Here is a 17,021-nt window from a genome sequence, read left to right as displayed (position 1 = left end):
AAAAGAAAAAGCCGACCCGCGGGTCAGCTCTTCATGGTTTATGCCAATTATAATCCCGGCAGTATTCCTGAAAATAAGTTAAGAATAAACACGGTTATGATGGCCGTTAAACCGGCGATAAAACCTCCACCAGTCCATGCAAGCAATGTTTGAGGTACAGTAAGTTTGCCGAAACGGTTGACAACCCAGAAACCGGAATCGTTCGGCAGCGAAAGGCCGATACCGCCCGCACAGATGGCAAGCCCAAGAAGAATTGGCGAAACACCAAGTTCAGCTACCATTGGTCCGAGGATACTGGAAGTGGTGACAAGCGCCACTGTCGCAGAACCGAGTGAAGCCCGTAAAATCTGTGAGAATATGAAAGCCAGCAGCAGGACAGGAATGCTCCAGCTCTGCATAGTCGTGATCAAATGATCTCCGATGCCGCTATTATTGATGACTGCTCCGAATGCCCCACCCGCTCCTGTGATCAGGATGATGATGCCGGCAGAACTGATCGCCTCAGAGTAGAGGCGGCTGTTCGGAATGGAAATATAAGGGCGTAAAAGGATGATTGCTGCAAACACACTGATTAGCAGCGCTACGTTTTTCTCACCGACGAAACCGAAGAAGCTGGCTATCGATGTTCCAGGCACCAATAACTGAGAAACTGTATTTGCCAGAATCAGCACAATCGGCAACGCAAGCATCAGAAAGCTCAAGCCCGTACCAATTTCCTTTTTCGGAAGGTCCGCTTTTTCGACAATCACTTCTTCGACTTCACCAGAGTGTTTAACACGTTTTCCGATGAACATCCCGTACAAATAACCACCGACCAGAGTAGCTGGAATGGCGACGATAATACCATATAAGATAAATAATCCAAGTTCTGCTCCTGTATTTTCTGCAACAACAAGCGGACCTGGTGTCGGTGCAATCATATTATGGGATACGATCAGACCGACGCCGAGTGCTGTGACAAAACTGACGACTGAAATACCGGTTTTCGTGGCAAGCGAGCGGATCAGTCCGCTTAAGATAACAAACGCCGCATCAAAAAATACCGGAATGGATACAGCAGTACCCGTCAATGCGAGACCCGCTGGAGATTTCTGAATCCCGAAAACCTTCAATACTGCCTGAGCGATTTTTTCGACCGCACCGGATGCCGCTAAAAATTGACCGAATATAACACCCAGTCCGATTAAAATCCCGACGCCGGCCAGTGTATTACCGAAACCGGTCGTAATCGTCGACGCCACTTCATTAAGGGGCATCCTGATGGCAAGTGCAGTAAGGATCGCTACCGTGATCAGTGCAAGAAACGGTTCGATTTTCAGTTTTAAAATTGCAAAAAACAAGACAGCAAGTGAAAGGACGAAAATTACAATCAATAAATTACCTGTTACCATAGAATATCCCCCTGATCCATTAACTCATTATTTTTTATTCGTTATTGCTGATTTTTCAGCAACCGGATGAATTTTGTCATGACCGGCTCCATCGCTTTTTGCATGCCGGACATCATATCCGACAAGTGGACCTGTCTACCTTCTTCAATAGCCTGTTTCAGATAAGATACAGCAGCCAGCGATACTTCCGTATTGACATTCACTTTGCAAATCCCTTTTGCGACAGCCTGCGTCATGATGTTGTCCGGCGTCCCGGACCCACCGTGGAGCACTAAAGGAATTTGAACAGCGTGTTGGATCTCTTCCAACAGTCCAAGATCGATATTCGGTTCTCCTTTATACATGCCATGGACGGTGCCGATGGATGCCGCCAAAAAGTCGACCCCTGTTTCATCGACAAACTTTTTAGCGGACTTGGGGTCAGTCAACGTTCCCTCACCCTCTTCTTCATCAGAGAAATCTCCCCGGGCTACAGAGCCAATTTCAGCTTCCACACTGACTCCCGCCTTATGCGCGATTTCAACAATTTCCTTTGTATATTGTATGTTCTCTTCCAGACTGAACTTCGAGCCATCATACATAACAGAGGTGAATCCGCAGTCTATCGCCCGGACTATCGATTCTTTTTGATACGCATGATCGAGGTGAAGTGCAACAGGAATTGAAGCTTTCTCCGCCAATGCTTTTGTCAGCGCCGCAAAGCCTTCTACATCGACTGTATCAAAATATCGTTCGCCTAAAGCGATGATGACAGGATGATTTTCTTTTTCGGCCACACGGATCGCTGCCTGAAGGGTTTCGAGATTATAGACATTGAATGCAGCGACAGCGTATTTCCTAAGTTGTGCCGCAGCAAGGATTTCTTTTGTACTAGTTAGCATTCAGACACCGCCTTTTCAATCTTTTCTCTGAAAGTGATGATATAAGTTCAAATCGCCTTACTTATCCGTGAAGCAATTCAGCCACTTCTTTCAAAGTCGTTTTCGTACCGACATTCCCAGGGAAAATGACGTACGCCAAACCCGGGAATTTACTTTCACTTCCTGTCAGCCAAACCGGAATGCCGGGTTTGATCTGACCGGCCACAGTCGCCCGCTTTACGCTTAAACCGTTTGTGCCGATATCACTGGAAGTGATGCCGCCTTTGGCGATGATGAAACTCGGACGCACATCAAGCTTTTGGACGATGCTCGTTACAGCTTCGGAAATTTTCACTGACAGCTTCAGTTCCTCTTCTTTTTTATCTTCTCCGAGGTCGAGGCGTTCTCGTTTCGTATAGACAGCCACTGTTTGGCCATTTCGTATGAAATTTTCGCTGGCTTCGATCACTCGCTGAATTTCGTTCTCAAATTTCACGGGATCCAATACCAGATGAACATCAAATTCGATAAACTCGATGAAATCACATGTTTGAAGCTCTGCAAATTGCTCCGTCGTTTTTTTTACGTGGGAGCCAATCATGATCAATCCGCCATTTTCCGACTGCTCCATCATCAGCTCTTCTCTGGACAGCAGTCCTTTGTCACTGATGCCGCCCATGATTTTTGTCAGCGCGGCAGCACTCCGGAACATGAAGCGCTTTCCGGCTTTCATCGCACGGATGAGGGCAATGACGACAACTTTTACGTCAGCGTATTCTGTTGCATTCACAATCACTTTATTGAAGTCTTCAACTGCCATAAGCTGACTCGTCAGACCTTCAATATTCAAATTGCGGATGTCTTCCAATGAAAGATAAACCGCATCGGAAGCCTTAAAAGCACCCTTTGATTTTTCTTCCGCCCAGTCACCAAGATGTGAGGAAGTATAGCCGAATGTCCGGTCTTTTGCGAATTCCGTGTCACCGGCTGGGATCAACTCATTCTCTTCCTGTACATAATGGACGTTCCCGATCGTGAAGCGTCCGCCTTCCTTGAAAAATGGCATGATGACTTCACCATCGAAAAGCTCATCGGATTTTATTTCAACCGTATTTTTCAATACTTCCGTCTCCAGCGGGTAATGCCCGCGCAACGTAGAATCTCCGCGGCTGATGATAATATACTCTTTATCCTGCGCTTCTGCAGTTTTTTGGATGGCCGTGGCAATTGCCTCATGAGCCCGTTTTGTTTCTTCAGCGGTAAAGCCTCTTGAATTTGTCAGAATGAAAAACATCGAATTCTCTTCGCTAAAACCGGCTTCGATGCTTTCAGCTGTCCAGTCGGTATAAACCGAGACGCCGTGGACAGTCTGCACTCCGGTTGGATCATCATCCAAAACGATGATCTTTTTATTGAAATCCTTTAATGCATTTGCCAATAAATCATCAAGCATCGCTTCATCTGGAATGGCCGGAAGATTCGCCAATGTTTCTGCAGCCTTTAAACGCGTATATTTCTCCACTGTCCTTTACACCTTCCTTACTTCAACGTTCGCCAGTTTTTCGTAATATTGAACGATGCCGCCATGGTCATCTGCCGCTTTGCCATCGACTTTCAGCGCATGGAAAATCTCAACAAGCTGGCTGGAAAGTGGTAGCGGTACACCAATATCATGGGCCGTTTCCATTACATTCGTCATGTCTTTCAAATTGATGTCGATACGCCCGCCGGCTACAAAATTCCGGTCGAGGATCAATGGCACTTTCGCATCCAGGACTGCACTTCCAGCAAGTCCGCCCCGGATGGCCTGATACATCTTCTCTACATCTATTCCGGCTTTAGCGGCAAGGACGAGCGCTTCTGACATCGCCGCAATATTTAAATTGACGATAATCTGATTGGCTAATTTAGCTGTGACACCGCTGCCATTTTTGCCGACAAGCGTGACTTCTGCTCCGACAGCATCCAAAATCGGCTTAACGGAATCGAAAACGGTTTCCTTTCCGCCCACCATGATCGCAAGCGTTCCATCGATCGCTTTCACTTCTCCTCCGCTCACCGGTGCATCCAGCATTTCTACACCATATGTTGCTGCTTCATCGGCGATTTCAACTGACACCACTGGAGAAATCGAACTCATATCAATGATGATCAAGCCTTTTTTTGCTGTTGTTAAAAGCCCATTTTCACCGAGCACGACTTGTTTCACATGCTGTGATGCCGGCAGCATTGTAATGACTACATCACATTCTGTTCCCATTTCAGCAGATGTGCCTTCTTTCGCCCCTGCCTCCACTAACGTATTAACACTTTCTTTGTTGAGGTCATTGACTGTCAGATTGAATCCTGCCTTCAGTAAATTCAATGCCATCGGTTTCCCCATAATGCCTAATCCAATAAATCCTATATGTTTATTCATGAATTTTTCTCCTTTCAAACGTTGAAATCTCATAGATAGCGCTTTCATTCTTAACTCTCATCCATTGTACACATTACTTATAATTTTGTATACAATTTTATATTATTTGTATACTAAATTATTCCTTCTCTATTATTATTGTTATACTTATACTAGTAGATAAGAAAATATTTATTTGGGAGTCGATAAACTTGGCAAATAAAGCAACGCAACTTGCTTATGTGCAGGCTTATGAATATATACGCGATCGGATATTGAGCGGTGAACTGGAACGCGGGACTAAATTAGTCGAAGAACGGCTGGCAGAGGAAATGGGCATCAGCCGCACGCCAGTTAGGGATTCCATTCGAAAACTTGAACAGGAAGGTCTCATCAAAGAGAAGCGGGTAGTTAACCCCAGTGATATGGATCTCCGCCATGTTTTTCAAGTTCGTATCCTGCTGGAAGGCTTTGCTGCCCGCCACTGCGCAACCTATATCACAGAGGAATCGCTCGAAAGGCTAAACCATTGTGTGGAGATTGGCAGTATGGGTACAAGCGAAGAAGTGATGGCAGCAAATAAAGAATTTCACGAAATTATTGTCGGAGTCACTAACAATCCTGTGATGATCGATATTATTGACCGGATGCAGTCCATCATCTATTTATTCCGCAAAACGGTCGTCTATCAGAAGAGACCGATGCTGATCGAAGAACATCAAGGTATTTACGAGGCCATCCGCCAGAACGATGCGGACGAAGCGGAGAAGTTGATGAAAGAACATCTGTATAAGGACCTGGAGTTTTGTCTGAACCGCATGTGAGATCTGCTGAAAATTTCTATAATATCTATAACCAAAAACACCTTCGATTTCATCAGCCAAAGCGGCCTGGATCGAAGGTGTTTTCATTATTTCATTTTAAGTATCAGCGCTTTAACGTCCCTGCCTTTAAACTTTCGTGCCATTCCTTCAGCATCGGCAGGTCTTCCTGTTCAATAGCTCCTGAACTGACAGCTTCTTCGACCAGTGCCGGGAAATCGGTTAGCGTATGGGACGTGAAACCTGCGTTTTCGATCGCTTCGACCGATTGCGGCAGATCATATGTAAAGATGGCGACGATGCCCAGCACTTCGAAACCGGCCTGCTGCAGACCCTGTGCCGCCTGAAGGACAGATCCGCCTTTTGAAATCAGATCTTCTACGACGACGACTTTTTTGCCCGGTTCCACTTTGCCCTCGACCATATTGCCCTGGCCGTGCTCTTTCGGTTTGGAACGGACATAGACCATCGGCAATTCCAACAGGTCACTCACCCATGCAGCGTGTGGAATGCCGGCAGTCGCCGTGCCTGCTACAACTTCGCATTGCGGATAGAATTCTTTGATGGTGTCTGCCAGCCCTTTTGCGATTTCTTTTCGCACTGCCGGATACGACATCGTCAGCCGGTTGTCGCAGTATATCGGTGACTTAATACCGGATGCCCATGTGAACGGATCCTGCGGGCGCAGTTCCACCGCCCCGATATCCAGTAAATGTTTTGCCGTTGCCCTTTTCATCATTCACCACTCCATTCCGCAGAAATTTGACGATAACTTTCGGTAGGATCCACCGATTTTGTAATGGCGCGCCCCACAACGATATGTGTTGAACCCTGCACACGGGCTTCGGCCGGTGTCGCAATTCTTTTCTGATCATCAGCTGAAACCTGTTCGGGCCGGATGCCTGGCGTCACTTTCAGGAATTCTTCCCCGCAGGCATCGCTTATTGCTTCTGCTTCAAGTACCGAACAAACGACACCGTCAAGCCCTGCTTCATCCGCCAGTCTCGCATAATGGACAACGGATTCCTCCAGGCTTACAGGGATCAATTGGCCGTTTCGCATCTCTTCTTCACTTGTCGAAGTCAATTGCGTCACGGCGATCAGTTGCGTCCGACTGCCTTTCAAACCGCGTTTTGCCGCTTTCATCATTTGGAGCCCGCCCGCTGCGTGGACATTGACCATGGCTACGTCCAGTTTGGCAATTCCCCGCATGGCTGATTCCACAGTATTCGGAATGTCATGAAGCTTCAAATCCAGGAATACATCATGCCCCAGTTCTGTGACAGCGCGCACTAAATCCGGACCCTCCTGATAAAATAATTCCATTCCTATTTTCACGAATAATGTCTCGTCAAACTTTGAAAGAAAATCCATCGTCTCTTCTTTCGATGCAAAATCCAGTGCGATGATCGGTCTGTCATTTCTCATAGACGGTGGCTCCTTCCGATAAGTTCCTGTACAGAATCAAATCCGAGCTCATGCAGCCGCTCCGGCAATTTGCCGATGATTTCCGGGCACACGAACGGATTGACGAAATTGGCTGTGCCGACTGCTACGGCGCTGGCTCCGGCGGACAGAAAATCGATGACGTCATCCACATTCGTGACGCCGCCCATGCCGATGATCGGCAACCGGGTTTGTTTGCTGACTTCATAAACCATCCGCAGCGCCACCGGTTTGATGGCAGGTCCCGACAAGCCTCCTGTGATATTGGCGATGACAGGACGTCCCGTTTTCGGGTCAAGCCGCATGCCGAGCAGCGTATTGATCATCGTGATGCCGTCCGCGCCGCCTTCTTCGACTGCTTTCGCAATCGACACAATATCCGTTACGTTCGGGGACAATTTGATGTAGACGGGCACCGATGAAACGTCTTTCACCGCCCGCGTCAATTCACGTGCAACAGCCGGATCGGTTCCAAACGTGATGCCGCCTTTTTTGACGTTCGGGCACGAAATATTGATTTCCAGCGCGTGGACATTCGGCGCTTTTGATATTTCCCGTGCCACTTCGACGTAATCTTCCGTTGTCGTACCTGCCACATTCGCGATGATCGGCACATCAAATTGATCGAGCCACGGCAGTTCATTGTCGAATACTCCCTGGAGTCCCGGATTTTGCAGCCCGATGGCATTCAGCATGCCGGATGAGGTTTCGGCGACGCGCGGCGTCGGATTGCCGAGACGCGTTTCCACGGTCGTCGCTTTGATCATGATGGCACCGAGCTGCGAAAGATCGTACAGCTGTGCATACTCTTTGCCGAAACCGAAACAGCCGGATGCCGGCATGATTGGATTTTTTAATTCGAGTCCTGGAATATTTACTGTTAAATCGATCATGCAATCACCACTCCCGCTGGAAATACAGGTCCGTCCGAGCAGACTTTGATGTAATCCGTTTCTGATTTCGTCGTGCGGCAGACGCAGGCGAAGCAGGCCCCGATGCCGCAGCCCATCCGCTGTTCATAGGACAGGAAACCCCGTTTTTGCGGATAGGCCCATTGCACCGCTTCCAGCATCGCGGTCGGACCGCAGCTGTAATACGTGTCGAAGTCAGTCGGCAAGCCGTTCAAAATATGCGTGACAAAACCTTCGGTGCCGTGTGAGCCATCTACCGTGGCAATATGGGTGTCGCCCAGTGCCTTGAATTTGTCTTCGTAGAAAATCGCTTCTTTGCTTTCAAACCCCAGTATATGCACCGTTTCGATTCCTCGGCTCTTCAACTGCTTCGCCAGTTCATAAAGAGGAGGCACTCCGATTCCGCCGCCGATCAAAAAGGCTTTTTTCTCAGCCTCTTCAACTGAAAACCCATGGCCAAGCGGACCGAGTACATCAATTTCATCTCTAGCTCTCTTGTCAGCCAAAATTTGTGTGCCCCGTCCTTCAGCCCGGTAAATCATCGTAAACTGTTTCTTTTCTTTATTAATGGAAGCAATTGAAATCGGACGGCGCAGCAATGGCTCAAAACTGTCCGCCACACGGATGTGGACGAATTGCCCCGGTTCAGCCATTTCATCGACCAAACTGCCTTCAACCGTCAGCTCAAAAATATTCCGCGCAATGGAATGCTGGGCAACCACTTTCATCTTTTCCTGTCTGATCAACGTGCAGCCCCCATTTCTTCTGCAGAAAATGTCATCGATTCGATGACGCGCAGCATCGCTTCAGCCGTATCAAGCGAAGTCAGGCAGGCAATGCCGTTTTCCACCGATTCCCGGCGAATTCTGAAACCGTCGCGTTCCGGCTGTTTGCCTTTCGTCAGCGTGTTGATGACGATTTGCGCATCACCGCTTTGAATCACATCGAGCAGCGTTCTGCCTTCTGAACCGATTTTACCGATCGGCGCAACGGCAATTCCCGCTTCTTCGAATGCAGCGGCTGTTCCGCCTGTCGCCATGATCTGGTAGCCGATCGACTTGAAGCGTCTCGCAAGTCCGACCGCTTCGGCTTTGTCTTTATCCGCTACGGTCAACAGCACCGTGCCGTGGTCTTTCACTTCCATGCCGGCAGCTGCCAGCCCTTTGTACAATGCTTTTTCCAATGTCGTATCTTTGCCCATCACTTCGCCGGTCGATTTCATTTCAGGTCCGAGCGTAATGTCGACCCGGCGCAGCTTCGCGAATGAAAACACGGGAACTTTCACATAAACGCCGTTAACCAGCGGCGCTAGCCCTGGCGTGTAACCCTGTTCGATGATGCTGTGCCCGAGAATCGCTTTGGTTGCGATATTGGCCATCGGAATCGACATGATCTTGCTCATGAACGGCACCGTCCGGCTGGAACGCGGATTCACTTCGATGACAAAAATGTCACCATTTGAAATGACATACTGGATATTCAGCAAACCAACGATATTAAAGCCTTTCGCCAGACGTGTCGTGTAGTCCACCAGCGTATCGATCAATTCCTGTGAAATGTTCTGTGTCGGATAAACCGCAATCGAGTCACCCGAATGCACGCCGGCGCGTTCGATATGTTCCATAATTCCTGGAATCAAAACGTTTTCACCGTCTGAAATCGCGTCCACTTCCACTTCAATCCCTGTCAGGTAGCGGTCGACCAGCACCGGATGTTCAGGGCTCGCTTCCACGGCGTGTTCCATATAATAGTTCAGATCTTCTTCGTTGTAGACGATTTCCATCGCCCGACCGCCTAATACATAAGAAGGCCGCACCAGAACTGGATAACCGATGTTATTTGCGATCACTACCGCTTCTTCTTTTGATACCGCCGTTTTGCCGAGCGGCTGCGGGATGTTTATGTCACGTAACGTCGCTTCGAATTTATTGCGGTTCTCAGCTCGGTCTGTATCTTCAAGCGTCGTCCCAAGAATTTTCACACCGTTTTGCTCAAGCTTTTCTGCCAGGTTGATGGCTGTCTGTCCGCCGAACTGTACGACTACGCCTTTTGGCTGTTCCAGGTCGACCACATGCATAACGTCTTCAATCGTCAGCGGCTCGAAATACAGTTTGTCGGATATCGAGAAATCCGTGCTGACCGTTTCCGGGTTGTTGTTGATGATGATCGCCTCATAACCCGCTTCTTTGATCGCCCAGACCGAATGGACTGTCGCATAATCGAATTCCACGCCCTGGCCGATGCGGATCGGCCCCGAACCAAGAACGATGACGCTCTCCTTATCCGTGCGGACTGATTCGTTTTCGTCTTCGTAAGTGCCGTAGAAATAAGGCGTTTCCGATTCGAATTCCGCTGCACATGTATCGACCATTTTATAGACCGGCATCAAGTTCTGTTCTCTGCGCCAGTTGTATACCTGTTGTTCGGTTGTATTCCACAGTTTGGCGATGGTGCAGTCTGCAAAGCCCAGGCGTTTTGCCCGTTTTGCCGTATCAAAATCGGATGGATTTTCGGCAAGCACCGGTTCGTAGCTGACAATGTTCTCAAATTTCTTCAGGAAGAACAAGTCAATCTGGCTCCAGTCATGGATTTTTTCAATCGTAACACCCCGGCGCAGCGCTTCACCGATGAAGAACAAACGCTCATCGCCTGCCCGGCGGATCCGTTTTTCAATCCATTCGTCACTCATGGCATCCGCATTCTTCAACTCCAGATGGAATTGGCCGGTTTCCAGTGAACGGACCGCTTTCAGGATCGATTCTTCAAAAGTTCGGCCCATGGCCATGACTTCCCCCGTCGCTTTCATCTGTGTCCCAAGATTGCGTTTTGCTGCTTCGAATTTATCGAACGGCCAGCGTGGAATTTTCGTTACGACATAATCAAGTGCCGGTTCAAAAGCGGCATAAGTGCGTCCCGTCACCGGATTCATCATTTCATCCAAAGTCAGCCCGACGGCAATTTTCGCCGCCAGTTTGGCAATCGGATAACCCGTCGCTTTTGAAGCGAGCGCCGATGAACGGCTGACACGGGGATTCACTTCAATGATGAAATAATTGAATGTATGGGGATCGAGCGCCAGCTGCACGTTGCAGCCACCTTCGATTTTCAGGGCACGGATGATTTTCAGCGACACATTCCGCAGCATCTGGTATTCACGGTCAGACAAGGTTTGGCTCGGTGCCACAACAATCGAATCTCCCGTATGGATGCCCACCGGATCAATGTTTTCCATATTACACACGACGATCGCCGTATCGTTGGCGTCCCGCATCACTTCGTATTCGATTTCCTTGAATCCTGCAATCGATTTTTCCAATAAACATTGGGTCACCGGGCTGTATTTCAATCCGCTTGTGACAATTTCCTGCAATTGCTCGTCGTTATGGCAGATGCCGCCGCCTGTTCCGCCGAGCGTAAACGCAGGGCGCACAATCACCGGGTAGCCGATGCGCTCCACGAACGCTTTCGCTTCATCGAGATTATGGATGATATCGGAATCCGGCACCGGTTCCCCGAGTTCATTCATGAGCGTCCGGAACAGGTCCCGGTCTTCCGCTTTATGGATCGCTTCCAGTTTCGTACCGAGAATTTCGATTCCCAGTTCATCAAGAATTCCGGATTCATCCAGTTCAATCGCCATATTCAGTCCAGTTTGCCCTCCGAGCGTTGCAAGAACAGCGTCAGGACGCTCTTTTCGCAGGATGCGGCTGACAAATTCCAGCGTAATCGGTTCGATATAGACTTTATCGGCGATTTCCGTATCCGTCATGATGGTCGCCGGATTCGAGTTGATCAGAATGACGCGGTAGCCTTCCTCTTTCAAAGCAAGGCACGCCTGTGTGCCAGCATAGTCGAATTCTGCAGCCTGTCCGATGACGATCGGGCCTGACCCGATCACGAGTATACTTTGGATGTCCTGTCTTTTAGGCATATTGCTGCTCCTTTCGATTTGCACTCATCATCTCAATAAAACGGTCAAACAGGTAATTCGAATCTTCCGGTCCCGGTGACGATTCCGGATGGTATTGCACAGTGAAAGCGGGATAATCCAAATGTTCAAGGCCTTCATTCGTGCCGTCGTTCAAGGCCTGGTGCGTCACTTTTAGACGCGTTCCCTGCAAGGTATCTTCATCTACGGCATAGCCGTGGTTCTGTGAAGTGATTTCGATTTTTCCTGTGGCCAGGTTACGCACAGGGTGGTTGCCGCCGCGGTGGCCGAATTTCAGTTTGAATGTATCGGCTCCGCAGGCGCGCGCGAACAATTGGTGGCCAAGGCAGATGCCGAACAGCGGCACCTGGCCGATCAATTCTCCAACGACCGCGACACATTCTTCGACGTCTTTCGGATCTCCAGGACCGTTTGACAGCATGACGCCGTCCGGTCCCCAGGCGAGAATTTCTTTCGCACTCGTGTTATAGGGAACAACGATGATATCGCAGTCGCGGTTATTCAGTTCACGCAGAATGCCGTGCTTCATGCCGTAGTCGATTAGCACGACGCGTTTACCGCGGCCCGGGCTCGGATATGGACGCGCCGTTGAAACTTGCGCCACTTGATCCGTCTGCAATGGTGTTCCTTTTAGCTGCTCCACGACATCATCAATCACCACTTCTTCACCGGCCGCAGTCAGAATTCCTTTGATCGCGCCTTTTGAGCGGATCAGCCGTGTCAGTTTGCGCGTATCGATTTCGGAAATCCCCGGAATGCCTTTCATTTTCAGTAATTCACAAAGTGTCGACTTGCTTCTGAAATTGGATGGATGCTCCGCCAGTTCACGGACGACCATTCCTTTCACTGCCGGTTCGATCGATTCGAAATCATCGCTGTTGATGCCGTAATTGCCGATCAGCGGATATGTCATTGTGACGATCTGCCCGCAGTAAGACGGATCCGACAAAATTTCCTGATAGCCCGTCATGCTTGTGTTAAAGACGATTTCCCCGACCGATGCGTCGTCACTTCCGAATGCTGTCCCTTCAAAAACCGTGCCATCTTCCAATATGAGATAACGTTTCATTGATGAGCCTCCTCCTGCCAGACGATTTCGCCGCCGAATATTGTCATTGCCGGCCAGCCTTTGCAATTCCAGCCGCCGAATGGTGTGTTCTTGCCTTTAGAATGGAATTTCTCCACATCGATTGCCTGTTCTTTTTGGAGATCGAGCAGCACCAGATCCGCTGCCGCTCCCTTTTCAAGCGTACCGTACGGCAGACCGAATACTTCCGCCGGCTTCCGTGTCATCCAGTCGATCAATTGCGCGAGCGTCCATACTCCGGTCTCGACAAATTTTGTGTGGAGCAGCGGAAAAGCCGTTTCAAATCCGACGATGCCAAACGGCGCTTTGTCCATGCCGTTCGCTTTTTCTTCTGCCGTATGCGGTGCATGGTCCGTGGCAATAAAATCGAGCGTTCCGTCAAGCAGCCCTTCATGAAGTGCATCGTAATCCTCTTTTGCCCGAAGCGGTGGATTCATCTTGTAATTGGCATCGTCTCCCGGAATATCATCTTCAGTCAGGAGCAGATGATGCGGCGTCACTTCCGCCGTCACTTTCACACCTGCTCGTTTCGCATCACGGATGACGCGCACTGATTCTTTCGTCGATACGTGGCAGACATGGTAATGTGCACCGGCCTCTTCAGCCAATAATATATCCCGTGCGATGTGCACCGATTCCGCAATGGAAGGAATGCCTTTCAAGCCGAGCTCCCGGCTGCGTTTGCCGTCATGCATCACGCCGTCGTAGATCAGGCTGTTGTCTTCACAGTGTGCGACAATCGGCATATCGATTGCTGCCGCATCTTTCATCGCTTCGAACATCATGCCGGCTTCCTGAATTCCGACGCCGTCATCTGTGAACGCAAACGCGCCGTTTTCTTTCAGCTCCGTCAAATTCGTCCGTTCTTTTCCTGCTTCCCTGATGGTGATGGAGGCATACGGCAAAACCCGGATGAGCGCATTCTTTTCAATCAGCGCATTGACCTTTTGCAGATTTTCTTTCGTGTCCGGCACCGGCCGTGTATTCGGCATTGCACAGATGGTCGTGTAGCCGCCGCGTGCCGCAGATTTCGTCCCGCTTTCGATCGTCTCTTTCTGTTCGCCGCCCGGTTCGCGCAAATGCACGTGAACGTCGACAAACCCTGGTGCGACCATGCGGCCCTTGCCGTCAATTTCTTTTTCTCCCTGTGGTGCAAGCTCTTTACCTATTTCTTCAATCTTTCCTTCTGCAATCCGTATATTTACCGGAGCCAATTCTCCGTTCTGCAGCATGTTTACATTTTTAATGAATAAGTTCATTTCTCAATCTCTCCCTTTCATCGTGTATTCAAGAACTGCCATCCGGACAAAAACTCCGTTTGCCATTTGTTTGAAAATCCTGGAACGTTCACTTTCGACGAGGCTGTCAGCAATTTCGACGCCCCTGTTGATCGGAGCCGGGTGCATGATGATCGCCGAACTTTTCATCTTCCCTTCACGTTCTATTGTCAGCCCGTATCGCTCATGGTATTGCTCTTTCGTCAGCAGCTCTCCGCCAGCATGGCGTTCGTGCTGTACCCGAAGCAGCATCATCACATCAGTTTCTTCTATATAATCATCCATCCGATTCGACGTTTCGAATCCGCCGCTCCATTCCGGCGGACAGACGAACGATACCTTCGCCCCTAATTGGGTAAGCGCTGCGGCATTCGATTTCGCCACCCGGCTGTGCGCAATGTCGCCGGCAATCGTCACATGCACATCTTCAAAACGGCCGAACTCCTGCCAGATCGTGTACAGATCGAGTAAGGATTGCGTAGGATGCTGTCCGGAGCCGTCGCCGCCGTTGATCACCGGAATCCCGACGCCTTCCAGCTGCCGATAATATTCTTCTTCACTGTGGCGGATGACAACTGCGTCAACCCCGATCGCTTCCAGCGTCTTCACCGTATCGTATAGTGTCTCGCCTTTCAGCACGCTCGAAAATCCGGTTTCAAACGGCAAGGAGGCAATGCCCAGTTTATGCTCGGCCATTTCAAAGCTCATTTTAGTCCGGGTGCTCGGCTCGAAAAACAAATTCGCAACCGTTCCGCCAAGTTTCAACAAATCTCCTTGTTCAAACTCCGCTGCCCGCTGCAGGAGCTGCATGATCGTTTCATTCGTCAGGTTGTTCATTGTCAACAGATTCGGCATTTCACTGTCCCCTTCCATAAAAAAACACCTTCCTGAGGGCAGGAAGGTGCGAAGAAACAAAAGGGTATACGGATCCCTTGTTGTTCATCCCTTTCCATGCCTCTCTGGACATTCATTAAAAGGTGATTATAAAGTTCCGTCATCAATTTCTTCTTTATTTCTTCCTGGCAGCACCAGGTTCAGAATAACGCCGATGATTGCTGCAAGAGCCATTCCTTCAATGACGAAGGTTGGCGTGAATTCCAGTTTAGCCCCTCCGATTCCGATGACCAGGATGACTGATGAAATGACCAGGTTCCGCTTATCGCCGAAGTCGATGTTATTGTCGACCAGCATGCGCAGGCCGGATGACGCGATGATGCCGAACAGCAGAATTGAAATTCCGCCGAGCACCGCCGTTGGAATCGTGTCGATCGCCGCCATCAATTTACCGGCGAACGAAAAGAAGATGGCGAATACTGCTGCACCTAAGATGACATAGACACTGTATACGCGGGTAATCGCCAGGACGCCGATGTTTTCCCCGTATGTCGTTTTGGGTGGACCACCAATCAGGGACGACAGGAAAGTTCCCAGTCCGTCACCAAGAATCGAGCGGTGGAGTCCCGGATCTTTTATGTAATTACGGTTTACGATTTTGCCGAGCACGAGCTGGTGCCCGATATGTTCAGAAATCGTGACGATGGCGATCGGCACCATGGCCATGATCAGCGTTCCTGTTACGGTGAATGAATAATCGACTCCTGGAATAAGGAAGTCAGGAACTGCAAACCACTGGGCTTCACCGATTGCTGTAAAATCGACGATGCCGATCGCTGCTGAGTACGCATAGCCGACCAGTAAACCGATAAGAATCGGCATCAATGAAATGATGTTTTTAAAGTAAATTGTGCAGATGATTGCCGTCAGCAAAGTAACAAGAGCTGCCGAAAAGTGGAGAAGACTGTATTCTGAACCACCATCAGCTGTCGGGATCGTCATGGCGTTGCTGACCGCTATCCCAGACAGTGCCAGACCGATGACGATGATGACCGGGCCGACCACAATCGGCGGCAGAATTTTCATCAGCCATTTATAGCCCGTTTGCCAAATAATGAGTGACACGATGGCATACACCGCGGAAACGAACATCGCACCGATCATGGCTGAGCCGATGCCACCCGATTCAGTGGCGATGATGATAGGGGTGATAAATGCAAAAGATGACCCTAAATACGCAGGTACTTTGAATTGGGTGATCAATAAAAATACGATTGTTGCGATACCGCTCGTCAGCAAAGCGATTGCCGGACTCAATCCGACCAATTGCGGCACAAGGATCGTCGCACCGAACATCGCGAACATGTGCTGCAGGCTCAGTGAGATCCACTGGCCGGCTTTCGGTTTATCCTGAATATCCAATATAGCGTCACTCAATATTCTTCTCTCCTGTCCTATTCGTGGATGGCGACGCGGTCTTTGCCGTCACTTTCTTTCATCTGTACGACGATGCGCTCATTGCTTGATGTCGGGATGTTCTTTCCGACATAATCCGAGCGGATCGGCAATTCGCGGTGTCCCCGGTCGATCAGGACCGCGAGCTGGATCTGGGCAGGACGGCCGAGGTCCATCACGGCGTCCATTGCGGCTCTCACTGTGCGCCCTGTATAAAGGACGTCATCGATGAGCACCACTTTGCGGCCTTCAATCGAGTGTTCGATATCCACTTGCTGGACCAGGGGTTCATTATTATTGTGTTTGACACTCAGATCATCCCGGTAGAGCGTAATATCGAGTTCTCCTGTCTTAATCGCCTTGCCTTCGATTTTTTCGATTTTCTCAGCCAGCCGTTTCGCTATGAAGGCCCCTCTCGTCTTGATGCCGACGAGGATGATATCATCGATGCCCTTATTTTTTTCAATAATTTCATGGGCGATGCGTGTAATGGCCCTTGCCATTGCCTGCTCATCCAGAATATCCGCTTTTTCCACCATTTTTTTCACTCCTTCAGACAAATAAAAAACCTCCTGCCAGAGGGCAGGAGGAT

Annotated in this window: 15 protein-coding genes; 1 reads left to right on the top strand and 14 read right to left on the bottom strand. The window is 49.5% G+C overall.

All coding sequences use genetic code 11. From position 1 onward, the window contains the following. Positions 1–47 precede the first annotated feature (47 nt). From IQ294_RS03270 to garR, 4 genes are all read right to left on the bottom strand, one after another. Positions 48–1,391: a GntP family permease gene (locus IQ294_RS03270; protein WP_203332566.1), complete on the bottom strand. Its 1,344-nt coding sequence runs from the start codon at positions 1,389–1,391 to the stop codon at positions 48–50. A gap of 41 nt (positions 1,392–1,432) precedes the next feature. Further along, a complete protein-coding gene (locus IQ294_RS03265) occupies positions 1,433–2,272 on the bottom strand; it encodes a class II fructose-bisphosphate aldolase (protein WP_203332565.1) in 840 nt (279 codons plus the stop codon). Positions 2,273–2,333: 61 nt separating this feature from the next. Then, entirely contained in the window at positions 2,334–3,704 is a 1,371-nt protein-coding gene (locus IQ294_RS03260) for a four-carbon acid sugar kinase family protein (protein ID WP_203332754.1), read from the bottom strand. A 75-nt stretch (positions 3,705–3,779) separates the two neighbouring features. Continuing rightward, a complete protein-coding gene (gene garR, locus IQ294_RS03255; protein WP_238942599.1) occupies positions 3,780–4,670 on the bottom strand; it encodes a 2-hydroxy-3-oxopropionate reductase in 891 nt (296 codons plus the stop codon). 191 nt (positions 4,671–4,861) lie between these two features. Here garR and IQ294_RS03250 point away from each other — a divergent pair, with 191 nt between their 5' ends. Further along, complete coding sequence (locus IQ294_RS03250) at positions 4,862–5,473, top strand: GntR family transcriptional regulator (RefSeq protein ID WP_203332563.1); 612 nt, start codon at positions 4,862–4,864, stop codon at positions 5,471–5,473. A 103-nt stretch (positions 5,474–5,576) separates the two neighbouring features. Here IQ294_RS03250 and pyrE read toward each other — a convergent pair whose 3' ends face one another. The 10 genes from pyrE to pyrR all read right to left on the bottom strand — a co-directional run bounded on the left by pyrE (position 5,577) and on the right by pyrR (position 16,968). After that, positions 5,577–6,206: an orotate phosphoribosyltransferase gene (gene pyrE, locus IQ294_RS03245; RefSeq protein WP_203332753.1), complete on the bottom strand. Its 630-nt coding sequence runs from the start codon at positions 6,204–6,206 to the stop codon at positions 5,577–5,579. Further along, positions 6,206–6,898: an orotidine-5'-phosphate decarboxylase gene (pyrF, locus tag IQ294_RS03240; RefSeq protein ID WP_203332562.1), complete on the bottom strand. Its 693-nt coding sequence runs from the start codon at positions 6,896–6,898 to the stop codon at positions 6,206–6,208. Before pyrF ends, pyrE begins: the two co-directional genes overlap by 1 nt. After that, positions 6,895–7,809, bottom strand: coding sequence for a dihydroorotate dehydrogenase (locus IQ294_RS03235; RefSeq protein WP_203332561.1), 915 nt, complete (start codon positions 7,807–7,809; stop codon positions 6,895–6,897). Before IQ294_RS03235 ends, pyrF begins: the two co-directional genes overlap by 4 nt. Beyond that, positions 7,806–8,573, bottom strand: coding sequence for a dihydroorotate dehydrogenase electron transfer subunit (locus IQ294_RS03230; protein WP_203332560.1), 768 nt, complete (start codon positions 8,571–8,573; stop codon positions 7,806–7,808). The genes IQ294_RS03235 and IQ294_RS03230 overlap by 4 nt, the downstream gene beginning before the upstream one ends. Next, a complete protein-coding gene (carB, locus tag IQ294_RS03225; RefSeq protein WP_203332559.1) occupies positions 8,570–11,758 on the bottom strand; it encodes a carbamoyl-phosphate synthase large subunit in 3,189 nt (1,062 codons plus the stop codon). The genes IQ294_RS03230 and carB overlap by 4 nt, the downstream gene beginning before the upstream one ends. Beyond that, a complete protein-coding gene (locus IQ294_RS03220; RefSeq protein WP_203332558.1) occupies positions 11,751–12,845 on the bottom strand; it encodes a carbamoyl phosphate synthase small subunit in 1,095 nt (364 codons plus the stop codon). Before IQ294_RS03220 ends, carB begins: the two co-directional genes overlap by 8 nt. Beyond that, positions 12,842–14,122 carry a dihydroorotase gene (gene pyrC / locus IQ294_RS03215; protein WP_203332557.1) on the bottom strand — a complete coding sequence of 427 codons (1,281 nt, stop codon included), beginning with the start codon at positions 14,120–14,122 and terminating at the stop codon, positions 12,842–12,844. The genes IQ294_RS03220 and pyrC overlap by 4 nt, the downstream gene beginning before the upstream one ends. Before the next feature lie 3 nt (positions 14,123–14,125). After that, on the bottom strand, positions 14,126–14,995 hold the full coding sequence (locus tag IQ294_RS03210) for an aspartate carbamoyltransferase catalytic subunit (protein WP_203332752.1): 870 nt from the start codon (positions 14,993–14,995) through the stop codon (positions 14,126–14,128). Between the two features lie 126 nt (positions 14,996–15,121). Next, positions 15,122–16,411: a solute carrier family 23 protein gene (locus tag IQ294_RS03205; protein ID WP_203332556.1), complete on the bottom strand. Its 1,290-nt coding sequence runs from the start codon at positions 16,409–16,411 to the stop codon at positions 15,122–15,124. Positions 16,412–16,428: 17 nt separating this feature from the next. After that, complete coding sequence (gene pyrR, locus IQ294_RS03200; RefSeq protein ID WP_203332751.1) at positions 16,429–16,968, bottom strand: bifunctional pyr operon transcriptional regulator/uracil phosphoribosyltransferase PyrR; 540 nt, start codon at positions 16,966–16,968, stop codon at positions 16,429–16,431. Positions 16,969–17,021 lie beyond the last annotated feature (53 nt).

Origin of the sequence: Planococcus beigongshangi, from assembly GCF_016820495.1 — a bacterium.
GTDB classification, from domain to species: domain Bacteria; phylum Bacillota; class Bacilli; order Bacillales_A; family Planococcaceae; genus Planococcus; species Planococcus beigongshangi.
Note: the sequence above shows the minus strand (reverse complement) of the source record. Positions and strands in the feature narration are given on the sequence as shown.